This window comes from Mesorhizobium sp. M0500, assembly GCF_040321165.1.
Classification (GTDB): domain Bacteria; phylum Pseudomonadota; class Alphaproteobacteria; order Rhizobiales; family Rhizobiaceae; genus Mesorhizobium.
On record NZ_JAMYRB010000041.1, the window covers coordinates 1 to 22,378 of the forward strand.

Consider the following 22,378-nt stretch of genomic DNA (forward strand, 5'->3'; position numbering starts at 1 on the left):
CCGCTCGCTCGCTACGGCGCTGTTGAGGGCGCGCTCGCGAGCGGCTTCGCTACCGCCGAGCTACACCACGTCTGGGGACACGACCTGTTGGGCGTGCGGTAACCCATCATACCGCGGTTGTAAGCGCTGGTGTTCCAGTAGCCGATGTCGTCACCGAAGATGACGAGGATATTCGGCTTGCTGCCGGCCGCGGTGGCTTGCGCCAACTGGATCGAAGTACCCGCAGCCAGGGCGGACGCCGCGGCAAGCGTGGTGCCGCCGAGCAGGACGTTGCGGCGGCTGACGAGCGAGCCTTGTGTGATTTGGTTCACGGCATCGACTTGATCGTTTCTAGTACTCATGGCCTGCTCCTTTCGCAAGCGTCGGGGCTGAGGTTTTTTAATCTTCAGTAGTTAGAGAGTGAAATACATTACAGTTTCAAATACCGGCGTGAGTGCTTTGGGCGATGGCGATGGACGGAAATCGCGATCTGTTACATGCAGCAGTTGTGCACCCAACCAGAGCTTACGCGCAGACAGCTAGCCCGGTTTCTCTTCTTTCCTCTCATTCAATTTACCCATTCATTCACTTGAGCGTGCACGAAGAAGGCTTTCACTTTAGTTCCACCGTCACTCGGCCGAGATTGCCGGCAAACTTGAATGGCGGGTACCGTGCTTCAAGTCCCGCTAAAAGCTAACAAGCGAAACGCCAACCTCCATGTTGAAGTCGTAAGGGCGGTCGTTGCCGATACCAATACCGGGTCTGATGTAGCCGTTGATGGCCCCGCCGCTTGCCAACTTGCCCAGATTGAAGCCCAGGGCGACCTCCCAAGACATGGGTGCCTTCTTGGCTTCGAAATCGTAGCTGGCGGTCACATCCGACGTGAGCCACCAGCGTTTGGCGTGGGGCTTGTAAACGACATAGAGGTCGAAATCGCCGCGATTGACGTCAGCGCGGTGGCTGTCGCCGGCAAACCAGAGACTTTGGATGTAGGCGGGGGCGACAATGATCTCCGGGCCAGCAAAATAGACCCAGGTCAGTCCGGGAGCGGCGACCCATTTGCCGCTGCCGAAAACATCCTCGGTGGCAGTGGGCGCGAAAATCTCGGCGCTGAGAATGAACGCCTGCCGCCTGCTTATATATGGGATCCAGTTGAACTTCGCCGAGATGTCGCCGATGCCGAATTGGTTGTCGCCTGTCAGGTTTGTTCCATCAAACGGCAACGTCAGGCGGACCGAAGCCTTCCCGTCGAAGAACGGCTCCGTGTAGCGCAGGTTGGTGATGTCGTAATATTCATCACCAGGCAGAAATCGATACTCGTTCGAGATCGCCAAGGTCCTGCTCAACACCGCAGGATTTGTTCCCGAAGTATCCTTGGCCTCTTGAGCTCCGGCACCGGATGACAGGGTGCAGATGATCACAACGACCGTGGCGGCGAGGTAGGAAAATGACCGGCCCATAGTGCGCCTCCCGTAAAACAGAACTAGAACTTACGTCGTGCATAAATGCCGACGCAATTCTGGTAATTCTGCCTTAGACCAAATGCTGGCGCGCCGCTCAGGCCTTTCCTGCCGTGAAGTGTACAGTAATCCCTCGCATCACACCTACTCAAACAACTGATGGTACGCCGATCCAAACGCATCGTCTTGTGCAGTTTGTGCCACTCGTCAGCCGTGCAATCTCAAATCATGCTCTGGCTGGACACTTGGTCCAAATCGCCCAGCGCCAGCCCGAAGCGTCTCCGAAGGAGTTTCGCCAAACAGGACCTTATATTAGCCAGAAAACCTGCCATGCTCGAAAAAACCATGCTCGATGGCGATGTCCGAAACGTTCGTCATCTCCGGGTCGCTTCGTTTGAGGATTGCCTGAATCGAGCATAGCCGCTTGCGTCGAAGGTAGCCGATCGGCCCTATGCCAAGAGTTTCGAGGAACGCCCTGTGAAGGGTACGTCTTGAAACCTGAAAGGCGCCGCAGATTTCCGAGATGTGGACAGGGCGCACACCTGCCGATTCCATATGATTTTCGACGTCGTTGACAAGCTGAGCACCGTGATGGACCGGAACGGGAGGTGTCGGCGGCATGCACTGAAGTATGCCCATTGCGAACACTTCCTTGAGTGACCGCCTTAGGAAATCAGCGGCGGCGGGCGATAACTCAAGCGTACCTGGCTCTACTTGTGCGATGATGGCCAGAAAGCGTTTCCGGATCTCCGCTCTGATCTGTGTGGGAAGGCGATAGCGGTTCGCGACTTTGAATACGTCTTGGGGCAGGTTCTCTTCCACGAGGACCTCGGCGATGTCAGGCGGCAACATTGAGATGGTCGCGTATGATGCAGGGCCTTGATAGACGCTCTCGTGATCGAGTCGCGGCGGAAAGACTCCTATGTCTCCCGGGATTACATCGTGGCTCCAGCTGTATCTTGGATTGGACCCATCAAGGAGCATTGCCAAGGTCAACCTGTCGGGGCTAACGACGCCGCGCGAGCGAACGGCAGACGAGAACCGGCCAATGCTCATGGAGAAGCTTCCGATATTCAGATGCGTCAACGATCCTGTCAGGTTGCCCTTTGCAAGTTGGACGATATCGAAATCCGCACCAGCGACCGCCTCGCGAAGCGCTTCCACGCTGTCGATCGGGACCTTGCGGGCGGTGGTACTAAGCTCGGACATTCAATCCTCCGCCAGATCCAATCCCAAACCGGGCCGATAACGGCCCGCTACAAAACAAGGCAGCAACCTCTTCGATCGGGTACGCAGCAAGAACCTCGATTTTTTGGCCAATTCACAAGCATTGTCGATCAATGTGATGATGCATACTAACTACACTAGACGTTGTGGCGATGCGAACAAACCTCTCTCGACCTAATGTAGGTTCTAACCTTAACCTGACGATGTCACAACGTCAAAACGAGGCTTGCAATATTCGACACGACGAGGATTCTATTCAATATTTCAACGAAATCAGGGCTTTGCCTACCTGGGATCGTGTCGATTTGGCTTGATGGCGCCGAGTCTTATTGCCAAGCTTGAACAATCTGGCTTTGGGCACTACGGGACGGTGTTGGCCGACTGTGGAATTGTATAATCGGCCGAGATGGGGCTCGCCAGCGGAAGGGCACCTTTCTGGCTAGTTCATTCCAGAACCTGACCGTCCGCTTGCGGCCCCATTTTTGACATTCAGTCAGACGGTCCCGCAATGCGCCGACGACAATTCTTTCTCTGAGATGCCTCAGTTGGCTCCACTTTGCATTCTGTTAGAGCTTCGTCGAAGAACATTCCTGCCGCTAACCCCAAGGTTATCGTAGAATTTTGCTAGCCACTTTCTTTGACAAGTGGCCTGGCTTCAATCGCTCCTTGAGGATAGGTGCTTTGCTTCAACTTTAGTTGGCGACGCTCTTGATGCCAGATGCGACCGCTGCGTTATCAGCGGATTGGGTTATGCTGTTGAAAAGGACACACGCACTCTCTTTTTTGCGGAAATTGAACCCTAAGCAGGATTTGTCGTTTGCACATTGCAGTATGCAGTCGGGATATCGGAGCGGAGAGGTCCAATAGGCATTGCCAGAAATTTCCGTTTTTGTGGCGAACACCAAATTCGAGTAGCGCAAATTGCTCTCGACCACTTTTTTTGCGGCCATGATCGACTCTTCGCTTTTGACCAGTAGCGATGCGTCCCCTTTCATGAAACAAGCTCGAAATTTTGTGTTATAAGTAACCGCTAGACACCTGAAGTCGGCATCGCAGGCGGTTTGACACTGCTCAGAACTCACGTTCCTAGTTGGCATATCCGGCAGGTCGTTTCCGATCGCGTCCCACCCTGACACGACAACAAATCCACTATCTGGATCGACCTCTGTCGCAGGAGTTTCTGCGGGGACAGTTGCGGCCTGCTCTCGTGACCGGTCAGGAATGATGTCTGAAGACGCAAATGTGCGACCATCCAGCCACGCGCATCTTGTTGCAAGATCGACAGCGGATGAATCATTAAGGCCGACCAACTGAAGCGTCTGAGCAGCAGCGCCAGGCCCGGCTGGTGGCGCTGTCGGGGCAGAACGAGCTGCCAATGATACATTTACGTCTACGCCGTTCACACTCCGCCGAGAGTAACACCACGCTCGGTCCCAGGTTTCGTCGTTCTCATCCTTGAAGTGGTGACCTGTGATTAACTCCCAAGTGGTGCCTTGGAACTCGACGTTCTTGGTGGCGAACTTGTTGAAGTCGACGGTCACCACGTCAGGCCTGGTAGGGACGTCAGCCTGGGGCGCCTGCTCCTGAATTGGCTTTGGAGTTGGAACAGGAATAGGCGGCTCATATTTTGGGGAGGTGAGATCGCTTGGCTGCTCTATGGTCGGCAAAGCTGCCGGCTCCGGCAAGGTTTTGTCCCCTAGACCAAGATTGATGCCTAGCCCAATCCCGACCGCCGCCACTGCAATGGCTCCGCCAGTCGCCATTCGGCGAAAGGCGGTCGCTCGGGCTGTCTTCTCTTGGGCCGCGGCTTGAGCCTGCAAGGTTGGAATCGCTGACCTTTTGACCGCGAGATCGACGGCTTGCACAAGCAGGGTGGTGTTATGCCGGACGAGCACTTTGGCGATCCTTCATTGATACCATCACGAGGTCTGAGACCTCAGGCGGCAAATCCTGGTCGAGGGCCTTGCGAACAACTTCGGGGTCGTCGGTGAAGAGCGGAACGTAGAGGATCTCTTTGACGATTTTTTCGACAGGCACCTCTACCCGCTTCTCAATTTCTTTCTCTACCGTAACTTCGACCGGTACCTCGACCGTTCGAACCCGCCGCCAGCGCCAACTCAAAAGCATTCTGCGGAGCAGCCTGGAAGTCTTGCTCTCTGAATTGTCCTCTTCTCGGGCGGCAATGCGCTGGAGCGCTAGAGCGACCATTGCCGTAATTGGTCCCGCGAGCGCGGCGATGAGCGCGAGCGAGCCGAACCAAATCACAGAGATTATTCCGGCCTGTGCCTCAGTCACCAGTTCAGGTTTGCTGCCGTACCACCGTGAGGCAATACGGCGGACCTGATCTGTCCGCGCCATTGGGATCCGCACCTTGGCAAAGGCGCTGAGGGCTTTGGCAATCTGGTCCTGTCTGACCTGGTTTTGCGCCGAGGTGTTTGCCTTGTTGGCTTCTGCCGCCTGGGCATCTGCGAGCCGTTTGCCCGCTTCATCCAATCGACGCTGCCAAGCCGCGGCATCACTATCGCGCGTTTGCTCCAGAGACGAACGCCTATCGACAAGCTTCTGCCTCTGGTCAGTAGTCATAGGAGGGCTATTTGCCCGCAAACGATCGAAATTTTCGCGCAGCGCAGCAATCTCTTGATCGAGCGGCTCAATCCGAGTGTCGAACTTGGTGATAATTTTCGTGCGGGGGTTGGCAAGTTTAGCCACTTCCGATTCTAGCCTGCGTGCCGAGTCGCTGTCGCCTGAATCGCGCGCCATCTTGATACGTTCAACAAAGCTGTCGCGTTGGCGCTCAAACTGATCGACAGCGTCTTTAAGTTCGCGATCACCCTGTTGAATCAGCGCCGATCGAACAGCATTTTTCTCATCCACTTGATCGCGAACACGCGAGGCCTCTGGAGTAAGGGCTGTCGTTCCCTCCAATTCCGCATTGGCCTCGGCAATTTGCGACTGAGAGGTCGCACGCGATTTTTCTGCAAGAGAGGTCAGCTGCTCAATTTCGGAACGCTTGATCGACCTGATCGGCTCTTCGACCAAGTTCGTCAGCAGAGGCGAGCTTTGTCGCTTCCTGCTCAAGGGCATCAATCTTGTTTACGAGCTCCTCATAACGCAGCTGACGCAATGCGCCTGCCCTCTCCATCCCCATAAAGACAGTTTCGAAAGTGATGCCTGCAAGAACCAGGAGGAAGACCAAGATTATGGGCTTCCAGAGCCAAGACGCGCTGAAAAGCAGTGTAGCTATCGGTATCTTGGTGAGCTCCGCGATTGCGACCATGAGAAAGGGTGCACTGGCGAGCGTCAAATCCATTGCAGTGACAGACTCGCTTGCAGAAAACGCTTGTACGCCTAATGCTACACCTGTCGTAAGACCAATCGCTGCGGCCGCAATCTCTAGGGCCCAGGCACCACGGTAGGTCCACTGGCCATAGCTTGCCAGCTTTTGACTCATCACAGTCTGCATTTTACTCGCCCCCCGACAGGGCAACATCACGCCTTGATCGCCTGCCAGCATACACTTAACGGTTTTGAAAGTCTTAGTTAAGGCGTCTTCTCTCTATTGTCGCAATAACTTTTTCTGCCCTTCAGATATAGAATACCTCGTCAAAAAATGGGGTTAGCAGACCGCGTCGCCCATGCATGGTCTTCGTTGGATCGGTGTAAGCGGAAAGCCGAACAGGCCGTAGCGCTTACTCCGTTACATTTCAGCTAGCAGAGTGTTTCGCATGCGATCCCATCCTTGTCGCGATCGAGTTTTCCGCCCCATGAGCAGTTTTGCAGGTACCAGTTGGCTTCGTCGCAGGAACCGATCTGCTTGCACGTTCTCCGCGGCTCGCAAGAATAGCCGCTCTGCGCGACCAGCTTACGGCTGATGATGCCCCATTGGCGGCTCGACGGCGCCGCGCCGTCGGCGTGCGCAGCTCGCCATTCCCAGGGTGCCTGAAACGTCCCGGCCCACAGGCCGATCTTTGAGGCTTGGGCTTGCGCCTGCTGCCCCGCATAGGCGCCCTGGCTATAGCGAGGCCAATCCAGCGCCTGGCCGTGCTCGACCATCCAGGCGGCTACGCCCGCGCCGTCAGCGCGCCGACAATCGCCGACAAAGCGGTGGTAGCGGTCCCACGTCACGAATGTGCATTCGAGCGGCCTCGACGCGGCCAGGAAAGTGTCCAGCGCTTCGGCCGATCGCCGGCCGCAAGGATACTCAGCGCCATTCTCATCGCGGCACAGCTGCCGGCTCTCTGGCGCGTCGATGCCGTTGAAACGGACGCGCTGGCCGTGGATTTCGATCGTATCGCCGTCAATAACGGAAGCGACACCGGTAAGCGAGGCGGGCGCCGCCCTTCGTGGGCTGGCCTTTGATGCATCGTCGCTACGTTGCGCGCCCGACGGCGCCAGGAAGGCGGCCACTGCCGCCGCTGCCGTAAGACCGAGCATTGCCGGCACGCTCGCAAGTTGGCGACGCCACAGCTTGGCACCGGTGGGTCTCTGCCACCGATTGAATCGATATTTGCGGTATGGCCTGCTCATCCGCTACGCCGACCAGCCCGGCCATGCGCTGTCGACCATGGGCAGGCCGGCGCAATAGTAGTCGTCAACGAACCGTCCGGTGGACCGGTCGCGGCAGCGCCAGATAACGCTGTAGTTCTGGCCATAGAATTGGTCCCACGCGACGCCATAGGTTTGTGGTGGCGGTGGCCGGTAATATGTTCCGCCTCCATAGCCGTTGTTGGCAGCGACACCCACAGCTGCGCCGCCGACAGCCGCGACCGCTATGCCTGTCGCGACAGCATTGTCGGTTTGCACAAGCCTGGTGCACTTCTCTGCTGTTGCGCGCCTGCGCACTAGAAGGGCCGATACCCGACTACGATACTGTTCGTCCGTGCTGCTGGCGAGAACGTGACACAGCGCAACGGTATTCATTGCCGTGAGATCGCTGTCCGACACGACAGCGCTCGTAGAGCAGCCGCTGACGCACAGGGCTGCACTTGCGATGAGTGCTCCAATTTTCATGTGAATCCCCCCAAACAAATATTGGGGCGAGTCCGACCTAGAAGTCCAGAGTTTTGTTTTTCACTTTGCTACGATTCACAGCATGCTGCGGCTAGGTGGCATCCACTGCAACCAACCCTTCCGCCGGTCGTTGACTGATGCTGGGTTGATCTCAGCCACTCCAGAACTTGCCCGCTGGCTCAAAACCGGCGGGCTTTTTTTCCGCGACGCCGGAAGGCTCTATCTCGCCGCATGTTGTGGTACATCGGCACGCCGTCATCGGGCCGTGCCGTTGACCAAGGTGGTCCCTCCGCCATGGTCGGCCGGCGCAGCCTTGACCGTCCGCGCGGGCCATCCCAATCAAGCCCGCTGGCTTCGGTCGGCGGCTTTTTATTTGATCCCCGGCGCCGTCGGCTTGGATCTAGATCCTCGACAGTGCCGGATTTGAAGGTAAGCTGCGGCGGTATGATCGCACTTCGCGCGGGACGGACGATTGGTGTGCAGCAAGAGCGCCGAGTTCATTCGGCCAAGATTCTGCACTAGGCCGAGGTAGGTGAAGGCAGATAGCTATCCGGTAATCGCTGAGATATTGGAGATAATGTTCCCCATGGAGGTGTGTACCAGTATTATAAGTTTCCAAACTTCATGTACGAACGCCGTGGACGAGCTGCTGTGTGCGCTTGCTGTAAATCGCTTCCGCGAGTTCACAGTCGGAGGTTGGCTAGGACCCTAACGCGAGAGCTTCAACGGCCCCCTTCGCGATGAACTCCTCAACGAGACGCGGTTCACGTCCCTGGCCCAGGCCCGCGCGAGGCTCAATGTATGGCGCGCCGATTACAACGGCGCGCGTCCGCACTCGCACATCGGATGGCAGACACCCAACGAATTTGCATCGACCTTCAACCCGCGACGGTCGCTCGCGCTGCGCAACGTGAAACGCTCCGCGCCAGCACCCGTCGCGTCCACCGGCCATCAGGGCAAATCCACCCCCGGAAACGAACTCACGACTGGATAAAATTTGGGGGAAACGTCAGGGCGGCCATAACTTTGCAGTCTTCAGACGCGAGGCGGCCTACAACAGCGCTGCCCACCATGCTTGTGGCCCGCGACCCACACGGCTTTTCCCTTCAGATCGTACATTATGCTTCCTTCATGATTACCGATGTCTGCATGACCTTGAGGTCTTCCCGCACCATTTCCGCGGCGAGCTCGCGCACGGATGTCTCATGCACCCAGCCGAGCTTCTCCTTCGCCTTGGTGGCATCGCCCAGGAGAAGATCGACTTCCGTGGGGCGGAAGTAGCGTGGGTCTACCTGGACTAGGCATCTGCCGGTCTCGACATCATAGCCCTTTTCGTCGACTCCCTCACCACGCCATTCGAGCTCGACGCCGACATCTTCGAAAACCCATTCGACGAATTGGCGGACAGGGGTCGTCTTGCCCGTCGCCAGCACGTAATCATCCGGTTGATCCTGCTGCATCATCATCCACATACCACGGACGTACTCACGCGCATGGCCCCAATCGCGTTGAGCATCGAGATTGCCGAGATAAAGCTTGTCCTGCTTGCCGAGGTAGATAGCAGCGGCGGCGCGGGTGATCTTGCGCGTCACAAAAGTTTCGCCGCGCAGTGGGCTTTCATGATTGAAGAGAATGCCGTTGGAAGCATGGATACCATAGGCCTCGCGATAGTTGACCACGATCCAGTAGGCGTAGAGCTTGGCGGCGGCGTAAGGGCTGCGCGGATAAAAGGGCGTTGTTTCGTTCTGCGGTACGGATTGCACGAGGCCGTAGAGCTCTGAAGTCGAGGCCTGATAGAAGCGGGTCTTGTCCTTCAGACCGAGGAGGCGGATCGCCTCAAGAAGTCGCAATGTTCCGATACCGTCGGCGTTTGCTGTGTATTCCGGCGTTTCGAACGACACCTGGACATGGCTCTGAGCGGCCAAGTTGTAAATCTCGTCTGGCTGGGATTCCTGAACTACTCGGATGAGATTAGTCGCATCAGTGAGGTCACCGTAATGCAAAATTAGGCGCGGATCGGGATCGTGCGGGTCTTGGTAGATGTCTTCGATGCGACCCGTGTTGAAGGAAGAGGAACGTCGCTTAATCCCATGAACGATGTAGCCTTTTTCCAGCAGAAGACGCGTGAGATAGGCACCATCCTGTCCCGTTATGCCCGTAACCAGAGCAACTTTCCTGTTCTCGCTCATTTTCTTCCTGCTCTATGGTAGTTGAAGTCTCGAATCTGGCTCGCCACACCGCCAGCAAACTGCGGCCCGCCTCATACCCTATGGTAGGATTTCGACAGATGCGGCGCGGAGCTCGTCATTGACAGTGTCAGCCAGCGAGCACACCTGCTCCTGCTTGGAGGCATAGCAAAACAGAGTCTCGCCGCTAACCTGCCTAAGTCGCACATGCGGCCTGAGTGCCGAACTCAGCTCACGGGGTGAGCGATATAGATTTCAATCACGTCGCACCCGATTTGCTCATCAATCAGCGAGTTAGGACGCCCTTCTGGGATTCTACATCCGTTCTCAAGCACGCACAGTCGGTTGCATAGCCGCTCCGCTTCTTCCACGAAGTTGGTGGCCAGTAGAATCGTATTGCCCTGCGCCAGCAGGGCACGTAGCCGTTCCCAGATAAAATGGCGAGCATGTGGGTCCAAGCCACACTAGAACTCCAACATCCCTCTTTTGCGCTGACCAAGTAATCTTTGCCTGCTTCAGCATCTTCTAATGGAAATTGTTTTGATCAGTGAAATCGATTGTTTGGATGAGGTGCATCCATAAAATGGATTGTTTGACAGGGCAGCGCGGCACCATCGGCGGCACAAAGTCGTGGGCGCGAGGTTTCGCTCCGCGCGAAGACAAAGTTCGTGGCAGTCGGGGGCTTCGGGCGAACCGCACATCTGAGACGGCGGCGAAAAGCCGGATCGGGCATTACGTATTGACCTCCAAGAAATTTCGGGCGCGCTAGCCCGAAAACGGTGGCTGGGCTTCAACGATGGGCGGGACGAGGCGACCATCAAACTGTGTTTCATACTGTAGGCGATCGCAGTGCGGCGAATTTGAACGGCCGCTTTGCCAGCCCTCGCCATCGCATCCGGCTACAGGTGCCGAAGATCTTCTCGATCCGAGTACAAATTCTGTGGATCGGTTGGTTCCAGGCGTCGAGCTTTCGGCCTCGTCGCGCCCCCACATAGCGGTTGCGACGATGCGCGGCCTTCCACCCTTGGCGCGCACCGCGTCGCCGAGATGATTGCCTCGGTAGGCGCCGTCGGCAAACACTTCGCCGGGATTGTCGGGCAGAGCATCAGGAACGGCGTTGCCGTCCTCGGTGTGGGCGCCGTGACGGCGATCTCCTCGACAAGGGCCGTATCGGCGTAGGCACCGAAATGGGCTTTGAAGCAATGAAACGCTGGTCGGCGCTTGTACTTGACCCAATGGCCCTCTTCATCATCTTCGCTGGCCGAGGCGATGATCGCCGCATCGACAGGCGTGCCGATCTTCACCTGGATCGCTGAACTGGCGGGGGATCTCGGCGAACAACAGGGTCATGAACCTCAAGGGCCTGTCGAAAACGGACGAGAGCGGGTTCGCACAGGTGTCGGCTCTGACACCGAGAACCCGCAGAACCGTCGGAACGATCCTCCACATGGCTGCAGACGCCAAAATTCCTCTCTCGGCCATCGTCGCACAGCATCGCGTGCCAGTCGCTCAGTCCAGCCGGCTCGAAAGCTATCCGGCAGGAGTTGCGCCATGTTGGCGCACTTGAAAGCGTCAGAGGGCGCCGTGTCGCATCTTTCGATGGGAGCGGACGCCATGATGGCCATAAATGACGTGGATGGCCTGCGCCTGACATTCGACGGCTGGCGGGTCCTGCACATCCGTCCTTCAGGAAACGCCCGCAAATGACATGTTACGTTGAGGCAGTTAAGAATTGGACTTGAAAAAGGGACTTTGTGGACTGCCTCGACCGGCTGTTTCGCTTAGCAAAGCGCGGCCCCACGTCAGCAGAGGCTCATGGTCAAGGAACGCCTTAGTATCCATCACATGGATGGGCCACATTCACGCAATCAATTTTACACATGTCGCCGGGCGCATTAGAGAACGCTGAATTTAAACCGGAAGCGAGTGTACCCGGCGTCAAGATTTGCGAGCGTCACAGAGATAAGGATAGGCAGTGCTGAGGGAGCTCTTCTGCCCCGCGCGCAGCCTCTACCAAATCGCCCGGCGTAACGGTCGACTAGTATCGATTAGAGATCCCAAGCCAGATGCAACCTCGTCTCTGAAACGAGATTTCCGAAAATGCAGGTCAGTGGATTGGTAAAGCGCAGGTTCGTCGTCTCTCAGAGGCGTACGGGGTTCGGTGATTGTCTGTGGTCGCTGGCGGCCGCTTGGCGCTACGCTCAGCGGTCGGGACGAACGCTAGCCGTCGACTGGCGCGGGTCCTGCTATCTCGACCAACCCTTCGCAAATGCCTTTCCGGTGTTCTTCCAACCGATCAATGACATCGCTGGCGTACCGGCTATTTGCGACGACCGGATCAACGACTTTTCCTTCCCGGGTCCATTCTTCCCGGAGTGGTGGAATAGGCCAGCGATCGACTGCCTTTACCGCCCAGATGAGCAGATTTTCCAAGAGCGCGACGAGTTGGGCGAGCTCTTTCAGGCCGAACACGATGTCGAAGCGAACACAGTAGTGTGTGACGCTTGCTTGATGTGGCGCTGCGATGAGGATGCCGAGCGGCAGGTCTTCCAGAGTGTCAAGCCTCGGTCTGAAATTCAAACACGCATAGATGCCATTTACCAAGAATGTTTTGAGGGGCACAGCATCATCGGGGTTCATGTTCGACATGGTAACGGTGAAGACATCATGGACCATGCGCCCTACTGGGCCGATCCGGAGTTCGCCGTTCGACAAGTGTGCACTGCGGTTGATAAGGCTAAAGCGTTACCGCACCCCAAGCCTGTGCGGCTGTTCTTGTGCACGGACAGCGCGCAAATCCTGGATCACCTGTCGGCCAGGTTTCCCGATCTTCTCACCGTCCCCAAGCATTTCCGATCCGATCAAGACGGCCCCTTACACACTGCAGCACTTGGGATGGACGGCGCAATTTCCGCCCTCGTTGAGATGTATCTTCTCGGGCGCTGCGATACTGTAATTCGGTTTCCTCCGACGAGCGCCTTTACACGATATGCACGCCTTTTCGTACCACGCGTAATTGAGTTCGATCTGAAGGAGCCAAGTCGTTTGATTTTGATAGAAGACAGCCAAAGAATCTCTGGTCTCAGTTAAGACCCGTCACCTGCACAATTCGGCGGATGCAACCAACAGGCATAGTTGAATGTCCATTTCTCATCGAGGCCATGGAAGCGTCGTACGATACCGATAGCGTCGTCGTCTGAGGCCGTTCGGCAACGCGCCAGAACTTCGCTGTTACTCGGAGGCCGCAGACCAAGCCAGAGCGACGGCGATCGTGACGCTAACGCTCGAGAGGGCGCGGGCAATCACTCCAGAGACGAAATCGAGGTTGTTATATGAAAGTGGTTCCCGTCATCATCAGCGGCGGAGCCGGATCGCGGCTATGGCCCGCCTCAAGGCAATCGCACCCTAAACCTTTCCTCAAAGTGGCAGACGGGCATTCACTGATGCAGCACACTGTGTTGCGCGTCGGTTCGATAAAGGGCGTAGTGGAACTCGTCGCCGTGACATCTGGGGAACACCTCTTCCTTACCAAGGACGAGTTCGACGAACTAGATTCCGTGGTCCTGCCACGCACCTTTCTGCTCGAGCCTGAAGGCCGGGATACGGCCGCAGCCGTTGCGGCAGCCGCCATCCATGCCAAGGCAACGCAAGGCCCTGACGCGATTCTATGCGTCTTCCCAGCCGATCACATGGTTGGCAACCTGCCTGCATTTTTAGACGTCATGTGCCGGGCCATCGAACATGCGAAGCTCGGGCGGATCGCCACATTGGGCATCACCCCAACCAGACCGGACACGGCATTCGGCTATATCGAAGCGGATGGTGAGAAAGTCGTCCGTTTCGTTGAAAAACCGGATCTGGACACAGCCAAAGCCTATGTTGCGTCCAAGCGCTTCTTCTGGAACGCCGGCATTTTCTGCTTTAGCGCACAAACCATGCTCGACGAGATGGCATCGCATTGCCCCGCGGTGATCCAGGCCGTCTCCGACAGCTACGAGAACGGCCGCTTCAGTCAAGGCGAAGGCTTTGCCAAAATCGAACTCGCGCCTGAGCATTTCGGCTCCGCCCCGCGAATCTCGCTCGACCACGCTGTCATGGAGAAGACGAACAAACTTGCCGTGGTTGCCTGCGACATGGATTGGAACGACATCGGATCCTGGAACGCAATGGCCGATTTGATCGCCGCCGACGAAAGCGGGAACAGGATACGCGGCGATGTGCATATGGTCGACACGACCGGCAGCTATGTGAGCTCCGACAAGCGCGTCATCGGCACGGTCGGTGTCAGCGATCTGGTGATCGTCGATTCCCCGGACGCTTTGCTTGTCGCATCCCGCGACCGCGTTCAGGACGTCAAGAAGCTGTTCGAGGGCCTCAAGGCTTCAGGACATGAAGCTCACCTGGTCCACAGCACGGTACACCGGCCGTGGGGTACCTACACGGTTCTTGAGGAAGGCGAGCGCTTCAAGATCAAACGCATCGAGGTGAAGCCCGGTCGGCGGCTGAGCCTGCAGATGCACTATCATCGTTCGGAGCACTGGGTCGTGGTCAGCGGCTCCGCGAAAATCGTCAATGGCGAGCAGGAGTTGTTCCTGGCGACAAACGAATCAGCCTACATCCCCTGCGGCCATAAGCATCGGCTGGAGAACCCAGGCAGAATTGACCTAGTGATCATTGAAGTGCAGAGCGGCGATTATCTCGGCGAGGATGATATCGTTCGCTTCGACGACGTATATGGTCGAACGTAGATTTCACCCGCATGACGAGAACGGTCAACGTGTCGCTGACTAATTACCACTAGGAAGGCCGTCTGCCCACTCAGGACCGGATGCTTGTGGAATCGGGAATTGACCAACGCAGCGGCGAAGGACCGCAATCGGCATCAGGGGTGGGACAAATCAACCGGAAAAGACCGGAGAGCATAGTAACGCAACACAGTCCCACTGTCGAATAGCCTTTGATATTTCTGACTTTCCAAGCACCCTCAGGGCCCACCAAAATTATATCAATGGCTTATGGCCGACTTTGCTCTGAAGTGGGCCAAATCGACCTCGCTATCCCCGCAGCACTCAGTTTGATTGTTTTCGCATGAAAACGAGCAAGGACAGGGGAAGGCGATCTTGTGCGGCTTCTATGTCCAATCTTGCTCCTCTTCGTCGTCAGGTTGTGTGCAGCCACATAGCGCGGCTATCGCGAGGCTGGAAGGCCTCCGATCGATAGGTGCGGCGAACGGCGGCAACGAGGTGCGAATAGGATGGCTGAGCGTATGATCGAGAATACCGCAGCTGCGGTCTAGCGCGAAATGCAGCGTCTGTGACTCATCGGTCATTGCAGCGCGATGAACCGGAAATCATGACCTAAGCCGCCCTTCATCAGCCCACCAGCGCCCAGAAGAAGGCGAAGATCCGTCACAATGCCTACCTGTACCAAGGCTTCAAGCAGTTCACCGCGAATGTGAAGACCGCCAGCCATTGCTTCTTCATTTTCGGCCATTCGCTCGCTACGAATGACGACCACGTCCTTAACCGCATAGCGCGTGGCAAGTTTCGCAAGCTCTGTGTTGGCATCTATGGTGAACCAGCATCCGCGCATAACCAGCGGATCATGAACCACGCGAACGAGCTAGCGGTGCAGCGCAACGAAAAATCGCCGCTTGATGTCGTCTTTTATGATGCTGGTACAGTTCATGTCTGGGGTTTAGGCTTAGAAGCGGAATGACTGCCAACCAGGTCATCGAGCCGGAAACTGACCGGCCGGTCGGCCCAAAAATGACATTCAGTTGCCTCCAGCCTTTCGACACGAGCCACTTCACGATCTCGCGATCGCCAGCTAGCGGCTTGTTGCTCGAGCTGCGCGATCCTAGTCTGTGGTCGCTATGCCTCAGCAAGAAGAGTCCGGTTCCTAGCCGGGCGGAGGCGCAACGAGATAGCCAGCTCAGGACAAGGAGAGCAAGCCATGGTCGCTTTTACCCTCAATGGCGAGGCGCGAACACTCGACGTCGATCCAGAGATGCCGCTGCTCTGGGCGATCCGTGACAGCATCGGACTCACAGGAACGAAATTCGGTTGCGGCCTTGCCCAGTGCGGCGCTTGCACGGTTCACGTTAACGGCATGCCGACGCGCTCGTGCCAGACCGCAGTCGGCGACATCGAAGGAGCCTCGATCACCACCATTGAGGGCGTGTCGGGCAAGATCGGCGAAACGGTCCAGGCCGTGTGGGCCGAGTTCGACGTACCTCAATGCGGCTATTGCCAGTCTGGCCAGATCATGTCGGCCGTGGCCCTCCTGACAGAGACGCCGAAGCCGACGGACGATGATATTGATTCGGCGATGAGCGGCAATCTCTGCCGCTGCGCCACCTATCATCGCATCCGCGCGGCCATCCACGAGACCGCCAACCGGCTGGAGACCTGAGGCATGTTGCAGTTTCTCCCGAAGCATAATGCCGTGGGGCCCACGCGCCGCCAGTTCCTCCTCGGCACGGCCGTCACCACCGCGGGCCTCGCCGTGGGCTACCGGCTAATGATGGCCGCGCCCGCCAACGCACAAACGACGCCTGCAGCGGTCCAGGCGAACCCCTTCCAGACCTATGTCGAGATCACACCGGAGAACCGAATCGTCATCCACTCGTCGCAGTTCGAGATGGGACAAGGCTCCTATTTCGGCATCGCCACCCTGGTTATGGAAGAGCTCGACGGCGCCTGGGCGCAGGTCCACGTGGTCGGCGGATATGGCAATACCGCGCTCTACGGCAATCTCGCCTGGGGCGGGGCCGCGCAGGGAACCGGTGGCTCCACGTCGATGAGCTCGTCGTGGGAGCGCTACCGCAAGGCGGGTGCTGCCGCACGGGCCATGCTGGTGGCGGCCGCGGCGCAGCGGTGGGACGTGCCAGCCGGCGAGATCACAGTCGCTTCCGGGGTCGTGTCGCACGCCTTAGGGATGCAGGCGCGCTTCGGTGACCTGGCTGAAGCCGCAGCGGGAATGCCGGTTCCCGACGACGTGCCGCTAAAGCCGCGCGACAAGTGGGCCCAGATCGGATCGGACAGCCTCAAGCGCTACGATTCCGCCGGCAAGACCAATGGCGCGCAGACCTACACGATCGACCTCAAGATGGATGGACTCAATACGGCCGTTATGATCCATCCGCCGAAGTTCGGCGCTGAGATCGAGAGCTTCGACGCCTCCAAAGCCAAGGCACTCGACGGCATTGTCGATGTCGTCCAGACGCCGCGCGGCATTGCCGTGGTCGGCAGGGACATGTGGACGGCGCTCAAGGGCCGCGATCTCGTGGAGGTGACCTGGAACGAAGAGAAGGCCGAAAGGCGCGGCACGGCCGAGATCATGGCCGAATACACTAAGGCAGCAGACGATCCGGGCGCGGCCACCGCGCGCGACGACGGTAACACTCCCGCAGCGTTGGCCAGTGCTGAGAAAGTCATCCAAGGGCACTACGAATTCCCCTATCTTGTCCATGCTTCGATCGAGCCACTCAACGCGGCCGCCCGAATCAACGAAGACGGCACCATCGACGTCTGGGGCGGACACCAGATGCCCGACCTTTATCAGGCGGCTGCCGCTCAAGTAGGCGGCACCACGCCGGACAAGGTGAGGCTGCACGTGATGAAGACCGGCGGCAGCTTCGGCCGCCGAGCGGTCTCGGACGCAGATCTCATTATCGAAGCTGTTTCCACAGCGCGTGCACTGGGACCCGGCAAGCCGGTGAAGGTGCAGTGGACCCGCGAGAACGACATGCGGGGTGGGCGGTACCGGCCGGTCTATGTGCACGCAGTCAAGGCGGGGCTCGACAAGGAAGGCAATGTCGTCGCTCTCCATGACCACATCGTGGGCCAATCGATCGCGGGCGGTTCGCCCTTTGCGGCGATGATCGAGAACGGCATCGATCCGACCTCCGTGGAGGGCGCCACCAACCTGCCCTATGCGATCCCGAACCTGAAGGTCGAGCTGACCACGACGGACGTGAACATCCCAGTGCTGTGGTGGCGTTCGGTAGGCTCCACCCACACCGCTTATGCAATGGAAACCCTGATCGATGAGCTCGCCGCCGCTGCGAACCGTGATCCGGTCGACTTCCGCTTGTCGATGCTCGGTCACCATCCACGGCATGCCGGCGTGCTGAAATTGGCTGCTGAGAAGGCAGGCTGGGACAAGCCTCTGCCGGAAGGCCGTTTCCGCGGCGTGGCCCTGCATGAAAGCCTCTCGACCTATGTCGCCGAGGTGGTGGAGATCACCTTCAACGATGGAAATGATTTCAAAGTCGACCGCGTCGTCTGCGCGGTAGATTGCGGCACCGCGATAAATCCTGACCAGATCCGCGCTCAGATGGAGGGCGGTATCGGCTTCGGGCTAGGCGCGATCCTCCAGGAGGAGCTGACCCTGACGGGCGGTGTCATAGACCAAGAGAACTACGACACCTATACGCCGCTCAGGATCGAGCAGATGCCGCGCGTCGAGGTGCACATTGTGCCGTCCGACGAGCCGCCCACGGGCGTTGGCGAGCCCGGTGTGCCGCCGATCGGCCCGGCCGTCGCCAACGCGCTACGGGCGGCGACGGGCAAGACGATCCGCAAGCTGCCGATCATAAAGAACTTGTCAGCATAGCCGGGAATGACACCATGAAAACGGCCGCGATGAAGATCGCGGTCGTAGGTCATTTTTGAACGCCTCCTGACAGGCGATCACCTCCATTCGATCAATTTCCGGCGGCTGCCCGGTCCAATATCCGGTTTAGAGACGGTAACCCGTGTTCTGAACGACCGCAGACGGTCGTTGGTGCTGGTGGCACTGAAGAACCGCTTTCGAGACGCAAATGCCGCACGCAAATGTCTCGAAAGGGTGACGCTAGAGACTTTTGTACCACCTAGTTGCATGTCTGCTATCGCTTTCTGGGCGCGAGAAGCGGCCGGTCCTCTGACGGCCCCATAACAGGACATTGATGTCTTCGCGCTGAGCGTCAGCAGTTGGCTCTACCGCGACCTTTCTCAGGAAGGCTGCACACCGACGCGATCTTCCTTTCACCTTGCGCAAACCTCCCTTCCGAGTGAGGCGTTCAGTGCGTCGGTTTGGTGGACTGAGGCACTTCTGAGTGGGACAACAACATTGAAAAACATTGGGAAAGATTTGAATGCTTTGAAGTCCCACTGATCTCTTACCAATTGATTTTTATGGCTTTCTGAATACCCTCCGGGCCCACCATAACCATTGATTTTATTGAAGAAAATACGCCTCGGCCCAAAACGTTTGGGCCCATTATGGGCCCAAAAAAGGGCGGCCGATATGCCACCCTCCACTTGGTCGGGTTGATTCACTCATTTGATGACGCGCAGGGGTATCCGTTGCTTCATGGCGTCGCGTTTGGCTTCCCGCTCGTTAATGGCGCGGGCGATATCGACAGCCATCCGTTTCTTATTGGCCTCTCGCACATACTCGTCTGTTACCGTCATTGAAGAATGCCCCATCGCCTCCATGATAGCGCGCGCTTGGATGTTGCATTCGGCGAGATACGTGCCGAAGGTACGGCGCAGCCCGTGCAAGGTGTAGCCCTCCGGGATGCCGGCCTGCTTGTTCCAATGTGCCATCATGCCGGTGAGGCTCTTTTCGGAGAACGGACGCCCATAGGCGTTCTTCAATACCGTGCCACCCTTAGAGCGATCTAATGGCACTAAAGCTTGCGCCAGCTTGTCCACAACCGGGATGAACATCTCGCGCCCGCCATGACGGTTGCGATTTTTCTGCTGTCGGAAGTCGAAGGCTTCGATTGTTTCCAAGGAGCCATCGAACAATTCGATCTCCTCGAAGACCAAGTCGTCCCATTCCAGTGAGGCGATATCGCCGCGTCGGTTGCCGAGCCAGAAACCGAGCGCATAGCAGGTGCGCGGCGCTGAGCCGATTGGATGGTGCGCCTCGAACTTTTCACGAATGGCGATCGGCCAGGCGGGATTGGCAGTCGATTTGGGAATGCGGACGCGGATCGACAGCGAGGGATCGTCCTGCGGTTTGATCCATTTCTCAACTTCGATCGCCACCCACAGGAGCTTCTTGATTGCCACCAGCAGGTGCTTGGCAACCGTCCGGTTGGTGGCAAAGACGCTTTCGATAATCGCACGCAGATGGTCGGCATCGAGATGTTCCACCGGCGTATTGCGCCAAGTCAGCGGATAGGCAGGATCGACCTGCATCTGAAGGAAGCACTCAATAAGCCGAGCATTCTTCTGCTGCGTCGCTTCATCGAAGTTCAGCCATTCCATCGTCGCTTCAAGTCGGCGTGCAGCATGACCAAATGTCTTTGGCAACGCCCGACCGGGCAAGTCAATGATGACGGCCTTTTGGCCTTGGCCTTGCGTTGCCTGTTCATAGGCGCCTTCGAACTCAGGATCGCCTGGTGCGCCAGGAAGCCGAATTTCGGGCATTCCTTTGCCGCGATAGCGATAGACGAGCTTTCCGTTCTTGATGCGCGACGAAACGCCGGGGTAGCGGACATCTTTAAAAGGCCTGACCATCAAATCTCCCTTTGAGTTTTCCGCTGCCGTTGCTCCACAGGCGGGGAATCCTCCAACATTGCCTGAAGCGAAAGGGTCTTGCTTTCCATGGCAATGCGCAAGAGTACCGGGTAAGGGAAGCCTCGACCTTGCTCTATGCCTTCAAAAGTGCGTTTCGGTATTCCCAAGACCTTGGCTGCACTCTCGGCGGTGAATCCTCCCTTCGCCCGCCAGGCTTTCACTTCTCGCGCGAGCTTTTCATTGTCGTTCACGTCATCTCATCCGCTCAGGCGATGACTGTACTACGCCTGCAGCGTATACGCAATGTGCGTAGTTGCTTATCTCCTTGTCGGCTCTCGTTTGCTCCGCTCCAATAGTTGTTGGAGACCATTGTCTTTGTCTGGCAGGGCGGAGAAAGCGATATCGAGCGCCACACGATCCCAGATCGCGCGACTGTTGACGTGCTTAGGCCTCGGCATGCGGCCGTCAGCAACCATGTCGTCGAATAGTGTCGATCCGACGCCGACATAGCGCGCTGCTTCCTCACGAGAGAGGCCGCGGGGCGGGTACGAAAGCGCGTCACTCTTCATAGACGCGGCCTCGAGAACGTCGGTACTGAAACAGCACAACGATATCAAATCCAGGCGGTTGACTGTTTCGACAAGCCTCGGTCCCGGTAAACGGGGCCATATTGCACTCGGCACAACAAATCCACATCCCGCACATCCGGTAATGAAGAGACCGTGTTGCCCAAGATAAGAGATGTTGCGTGGTGCGGAAGCTGCTTGGCCGGCTCGTTCGGGAAAGGCGAGTAGCGACGTGCAAATCGGACAGGGTAAGATGCGGCAGAATGTTTCGGTGCTGACGTCGGGGGTTCAAGTCGCTAGAGGCTGTTGAAGGTGCGTTCGGCGGCGATATCGACTATGCCATGCTGATCAAGCTCTATGGCACTTCGCCTGACAGCGCCAAGGGCCGCTATAGCCCCGCCGAATGCACTGGCGCGCGGAAAGAACGGATCGAAGGAAATCCTGACATCAAGCATGTCAGCACGTCATTTGCGGAACGCCAGAACCTGACCATGCGGATGCACATGCGCCGCTTCACTCGCCTGACCAATGGCTTTTCCAAGAAGGTGGAGGCTCACGCCAATGCGGTGGCGTTGCATTTCATGTACTACAATTTTGTTCGCATCCATGCCACGTTGCGCATGACGCCTGCGATGGCCACTGGCGTCACTGACAAGCTTTGGGAGATTGGTGACATCGTTGCGCTGATCGAAGCGAGAGAAGCCGAGAAACCGGCTATTCGCGGCCCTTACAAAAAGAGCCTTTCAAGCTAGCCGTCGCCTTCGGACGTTGGCTCATACTGCTTAGCGGAACGCATGGGAGGGAAGGATGCGTGTCACAAGCCTGTTTTTCCTATTAGCCGGTCTCACGATGCCAATTGCAGCCTTCGCTCAAGGCGAAGTATCGGTCGAACGAGGGTTGCAGGTATCAATCATCGGCGGGTGTCACGATTGCCATACCGAAGGCTACCGGGAAACAGAAGGCAAGATTGATCCTGAAAAGGCTTTAATGGGCAACTCGGTCGGTTGGCGCGGTCCTTGGGGCACGACCTATGCGACCAATCTTCGGATAGATGCTTCGGTAATGACCGAGCGTGGATTTGTAGGGATGCTGAAGCGCATTAGAACGTCTCCACCGATGCCTTGGTACAATCTTCGAGCGATGGACGAGAGCGATATGCAATCGCTCTATCAATACATTAGGTCGCTCGGCAAACACGGGAAGCCGGCCCCCAGTCGCATTCGCCCTGATAAGGAACCGACGACGCCATACGTTCAACTTGTGCCACCCCAAATGCCGAAGAACTGACAAATATGCCCAGAGCTGAGCGAAGAACGGCGCCTGGCAAAAAGCGCAGCGTCAGATTTCAAACTGACCCACTACCCGGAATTCTCTTCACTAGACATCCGGCTCCCGTTTGAGGACTATTGGTCCAATCGGGCTGCGATACGTCC

The 22,378-nt window shown here is 57.5% G+C and carries 19 protein-coding genes and 4 pseudogenes; 9 read left to right on the forward strand and 14 right to left on the reverse strand.

Annotated elements, in window-relative coordinates; translation table 11 throughout:
* Positions 1-86: 86 nt before the first annotated feature.
* From NKI70_RS31715 to NKI70_RS31750, 8 genes and pseudogenes are all read right to left on the reverse strand, one after another.
* A pseudogene (locus NKI70_RS31715) lies at positions 87-341 on the reverse strand (arylsulfatase); the annotation flags it as partial.
* 324 nt (positions 342-665) lie between these two features.
* Complete coding sequence (locus NKI70_RS31720) at positions 666-1,439, reverse strand: transporter family protein (RefSeq protein ID WP_352641415.1); 774 nt, start codon at positions 1,437-1,439, stop codon at positions 666-668.
* Between the two features lie 312 nt (positions 1,440-1,751).
* Positions 1,752-2,648: a helix-turn-helix transcriptional regulator gene (locus NKI70_RS31725; protein WP_352726130.1), complete on the reverse strand. Its 897-nt coding sequence runs from the start codon at positions 2,646-2,648 to the stop codon at positions 1,752-1,754.
* A gap of 710 nt (positions 2,649-3,358) precedes the next feature.
* Positions 3,359-4,561: a PAN domain-containing protein gene (locus tag NKI70_RS31730; RefSeq protein ID WP_352641411.1), complete on the reverse strand. Its 1,203-nt coding sequence runs from the start codon at positions 4,559-4,561 to the stop codon at positions 3,359-3,361.
* The gene (locus tag NKI70_RS31735; RefSeq protein ID WP_352726132.1) at positions 4,545-5,705 is read right to left on the reverse strand and encodes a hypothetical protein; all 1,161 of its coding nucleotides are present in this window, start codon (positions 5,703-5,705) and stop codon (positions 4,545-4,547) included. The genes NKI70_RS31730 and NKI70_RS31735 overlap by 17 nt, the downstream gene beginning before the upstream one ends.
* Positions 5,662-6,129, reverse strand: a complete 468-nt coding sequence (locus NKI70_RS31740) for a hypothetical protein (protein ID WP_352641407.1) — start codon at positions 6,127-6,129, stop codon at positions 5,662-5,664. The genes NKI70_RS31735 and NKI70_RS31740 overlap by 44 nt, the downstream gene beginning before the upstream one ends.
* A gap of 245 nt (positions 6,130-6,374) precedes the next feature.
* Positions 6,375-7,073 (reverse strand): thermonuclease family protein, encoded by a 699-nt coding sequence (locus NKI70_RS31745; RefSeq protein WP_352641406.1) that lies wholly within the window; start codon positions 7,071-7,073, stop codon positions 6,375-6,377.
* A gap of 123 nt (positions 7,074-7,196) precedes the next feature.
* Positions 7,197-7,469 (reverse strand): hypothetical protein, encoded by a 273-nt coding sequence (locus tag NKI70_RS31750; protein WP_023803258.1) that lies wholly within the window; start codon positions 7,467-7,469, stop codon positions 7,197-7,199.
* A 922-nt stretch (positions 7,470-8,391) separates the two neighbouring features.
* Here NKI70_RS31750 and NKI70_RS31755 point away from each other — a divergent pair.
* A pseudogene (locus NKI70_RS31755) lies at positions 8,392-8,670 on the forward strand (integrase core domain-containing protein); the annotation flags it as partial.
* A gap of 124 nt (positions 8,671-8,794) precedes the next feature.
* On the opposite strand, the gene gmd reads toward NKI70_RS31755, so the two are convergent.
* The 3 genes and pseudogenes from gmd to NKI70_RS31770 form a co-directional block, all read right to left on the reverse strand.
* Positions 8,795-9,865: a GDP-mannose 4,6-dehydratase gene (gene gmd / locus NKI70_RS31760; RefSeq protein ID WP_352571700.1), complete on the reverse strand. Its 1,071-nt coding sequence runs from the start codon at positions 9,863-9,865 to the stop codon at positions 8,795-8,797.
* A 141-nt stretch (positions 9,866-10,006) separates the two neighbouring features.
* Positions 10,007-10,323, reverse strand: a pseudogene (locus tag NKI70_RS31765) (nodulation factor ABC transporter ATP-binding protein NodI); the annotation flags it as partial.
* Between the two features lie 438 nt (positions 10,324-10,761).
* Positions 10,762-11,166 (reverse strand): hypothetical protein, encoded by a 405-nt coding sequence (locus NKI70_RS31770; protein WP_352479097.1) that lies wholly within the window; start codon positions 11,164-11,166, stop codon positions 10,762-10,764.
* Between the two features lie 247 nt (positions 11,167-11,413).
* Between NKI70_RS31770 and NKI70_RS31775 the strand changes: the two genes are divergently transcribed.
* The 6 genes from NKI70_RS31775 (at position 11,414) to NKI70_RS31800 (ending at position 18,481) form a co-directional block, all read left to right on the forward strand.
* The gene (locus NKI70_RS31775) at positions 11,414-11,569 is read left to right on the forward strand and encodes a hypothetical protein (protein WP_352641401.1); all 156 of its coding nucleotides are present in this window, start codon (positions 11,414-11,416) and stop codon (positions 11,567-11,569) included.
* A 393-nt stretch (positions 11,570-11,962) separates the two neighbouring features.
* On the forward strand, positions 11,963-12,952 hold the full coding sequence (locus NKI70_RS31780; protein ID WP_352726134.1) for a nodulation protein NodZ: 990 nt from the start codon (positions 11,963-11,965) through the stop codon (positions 12,950-12,952).
* A gap of 242 nt (positions 12,953-13,194) precedes the next feature.
* Positions 13,195-14,610, forward strand: a complete 1,416-nt coding sequence (locus NKI70_RS31785) for a mannose-1-phosphate guanylyltransferase/mannose-6-phosphate isomerase (RefSeq protein ID WP_352622068.1) — start codon at positions 13,195-13,197, stop codon at positions 14,608-14,610.
* A gap of 673 nt (positions 14,611-15,283) precedes the next feature.
* A complete protein-coding gene (locus tag NKI70_RS31790) occupies positions 15,284-15,580 on the forward strand; it encodes a DUF4917 family protein (RefSeq protein WP_352726136.1) in 297 nt (98 codons plus the stop codon).
* A 237-nt stretch (positions 15,581-15,817) separates the two neighbouring features.
* Positions 15,818-16,276 carry a (2Fe-2S)-binding protein gene (locus NKI70_RS31795; RefSeq protein WP_352641397.1) on the forward strand — a complete coding sequence of 153 codons (459 nt, stop codon included), beginning with the start codon at positions 15,818-15,820 and terminating at the stop codon, positions 16,274-16,276.
* A 3-nt stretch (positions 16,277-16,279) separates the two neighbouring features.
* Entirely contained in the window at positions 16,280-18,481 is a 2,202-nt protein-coding gene (locus tag NKI70_RS31800) for a xanthine dehydrogenase family protein molybdopterin-binding subunit (RefSeq protein ID WP_352641395.1), read from the forward strand.
* A 707-nt stretch (positions 18,482-19,188) separates the two neighbouring features.
* Here NKI70_RS31800 and NKI70_RS31805 read toward each other — a convergent pair.
* From NKI70_RS31805 to NKI70_RS31815, 3 genes are all read right to left on the reverse strand, one after another.
* Positions 19,189-20,379, reverse strand: a complete 1,191-nt coding sequence (locus tag NKI70_RS31805; RefSeq protein ID WP_352700493.1) for a tyrosine-type recombinase/integrase — start codon at positions 20,377-20,379, stop codon at positions 19,189-19,191.
* Complete coding sequence (locus NKI70_RS31810; protein WP_352700494.1) at positions 20,379-20,630, reverse strand: helix-turn-helix domain-containing protein; 252 nt, start codon at positions 20,628-20,630, stop codon at positions 20,379-20,381. The genes NKI70_RS31805 and NKI70_RS31810 overlap by 1 nt, the downstream gene beginning before the upstream one ends.
* Before the next feature lie 66 nt (positions 20,631-20,696).
* Positions 20,697-20,948: a hypothetical protein gene (locus NKI70_RS31815; protein WP_031212899.1), complete on the reverse strand. Its 252-nt coding sequence runs from the start codon at positions 20,946-20,948 to the stop codon at positions 20,697-20,699.
* 293 nt (positions 20,949-21,241) lie between these two features.
* On the opposite strand from NKI70_RS31815, the pseudogene NKI70_RS31820 reads away from it, so the two are divergent.
* Positions 21,242-21,697 (forward strand): annotated as a pseudogene (locus tag NKI70_RS31820) (IS1 family transposase); the annotation flags it as partial.
* A 55-nt stretch (positions 21,698-21,752) separates the two neighbouring features.
* The gene (locus NKI70_RS31825) at positions 21,753-22,232 is read left to right on the forward strand and encodes a c-type cytochrome (RefSeq protein ID WP_352457996.1); all 480 of its coding nucleotides are present in this window, start codon (positions 21,753-21,755) and stop codon (positions 22,230-22,232) included.
* The last annotated feature ends 146 nt before the right edge of the window (positions 22,233-22,378 follow it).

What these genes read in the sequence shown, in the direction of transcription:
- gmd (WP_352571700.1), bottom strand. Translation starts at nt 9,865, where the DNA reads ATGAGCGAGAACAGGAAAGTTGCTCTGGTTACGGGCATAACGGGACAG.
- NKI70_RS31725 (WP_352726130.1), bottom strand. Translation starts at nt 2,648, where the DNA reads ATGTCCGAGCTTAGTACCACCGCCCGCAAGGTCCCGATCGACAGCGTG.
- NKI70_RS31795 (WP_352641397.1), top strand. Translation starts at nt 15,818, where the DNA reads ATGGTCGCTTTTACCCTCAATGGCGAGGCGCGAACACTCGACGTCGAT.
- NKI70_RS31800 (WP_352641395.1), top strand. Translation starts at nt 16,280, where the DNA reads ATGTTGCAGTTTCTCCCGAAGCATAATGCCGTGGGGCCCACGCGCCGC.
- NKI70_RS31740 (WP_352641407.1), bottom strand. Translation starts at nt 6,129, where the DNA reads ATGCAGACTGTGATGAGTCAAAAGCTGGCAAGCTATGGCCAGTGGACC.
- NKI70_RS31785 (WP_352622068.1), top strand. Translation starts at nt 13,195, where the DNA reads ATGAAAGTGGTTCCCGTCATCATCAGCGGCGGAGCCGGATCGCGGCTA.
- NKI70_RS31825 (WP_352457996.1), top strand. Translation starts at nt 21,753, where the DNA reads ATGCGTGTCACAAGCCTGTTTTTCCTATTAGCCGGTCTCACGATGCCA.
- NKI70_RS31775 (WP_352641401.1), top strand. Translation starts at nt 11,414, where the DNA reads ATGTTGGCGCACTTGAAAGCGTCAGAGGGCGCCGTGTCGCATCTTTCG.
- NKI70_RS31720 (WP_352641415.1), bottom strand. Translation starts at nt 1,439, where the DNA reads ATGGGCCGGTCATTTTCCTACCTCGCCGCCACGGTCGTTGTGATCATC.
- NKI70_RS31815 (WP_031212899.1), bottom strand. Translation starts at nt 20,948, where the DNA reads ATGAAGAGTGACGCGCTTTCGTACCCGCCCCGCGGCCTCTCTCGTGAG.
- NKI70_RS31780 (WP_352726134.1), top strand. Translation starts at nt 11,963, where the DNA reads ATGCAGGTCAGTGGATTGGTAAAGCGCAGGTTCGTCGTCTCTCAGAGG.
- NKI70_RS31805 (WP_352700493.1), bottom strand. Translation starts at nt 20,379, where the DNA reads ATGGTCAGGCCTTTTAAAGATGTCCGCTACCCCGGCGTTTCGTCGCGC.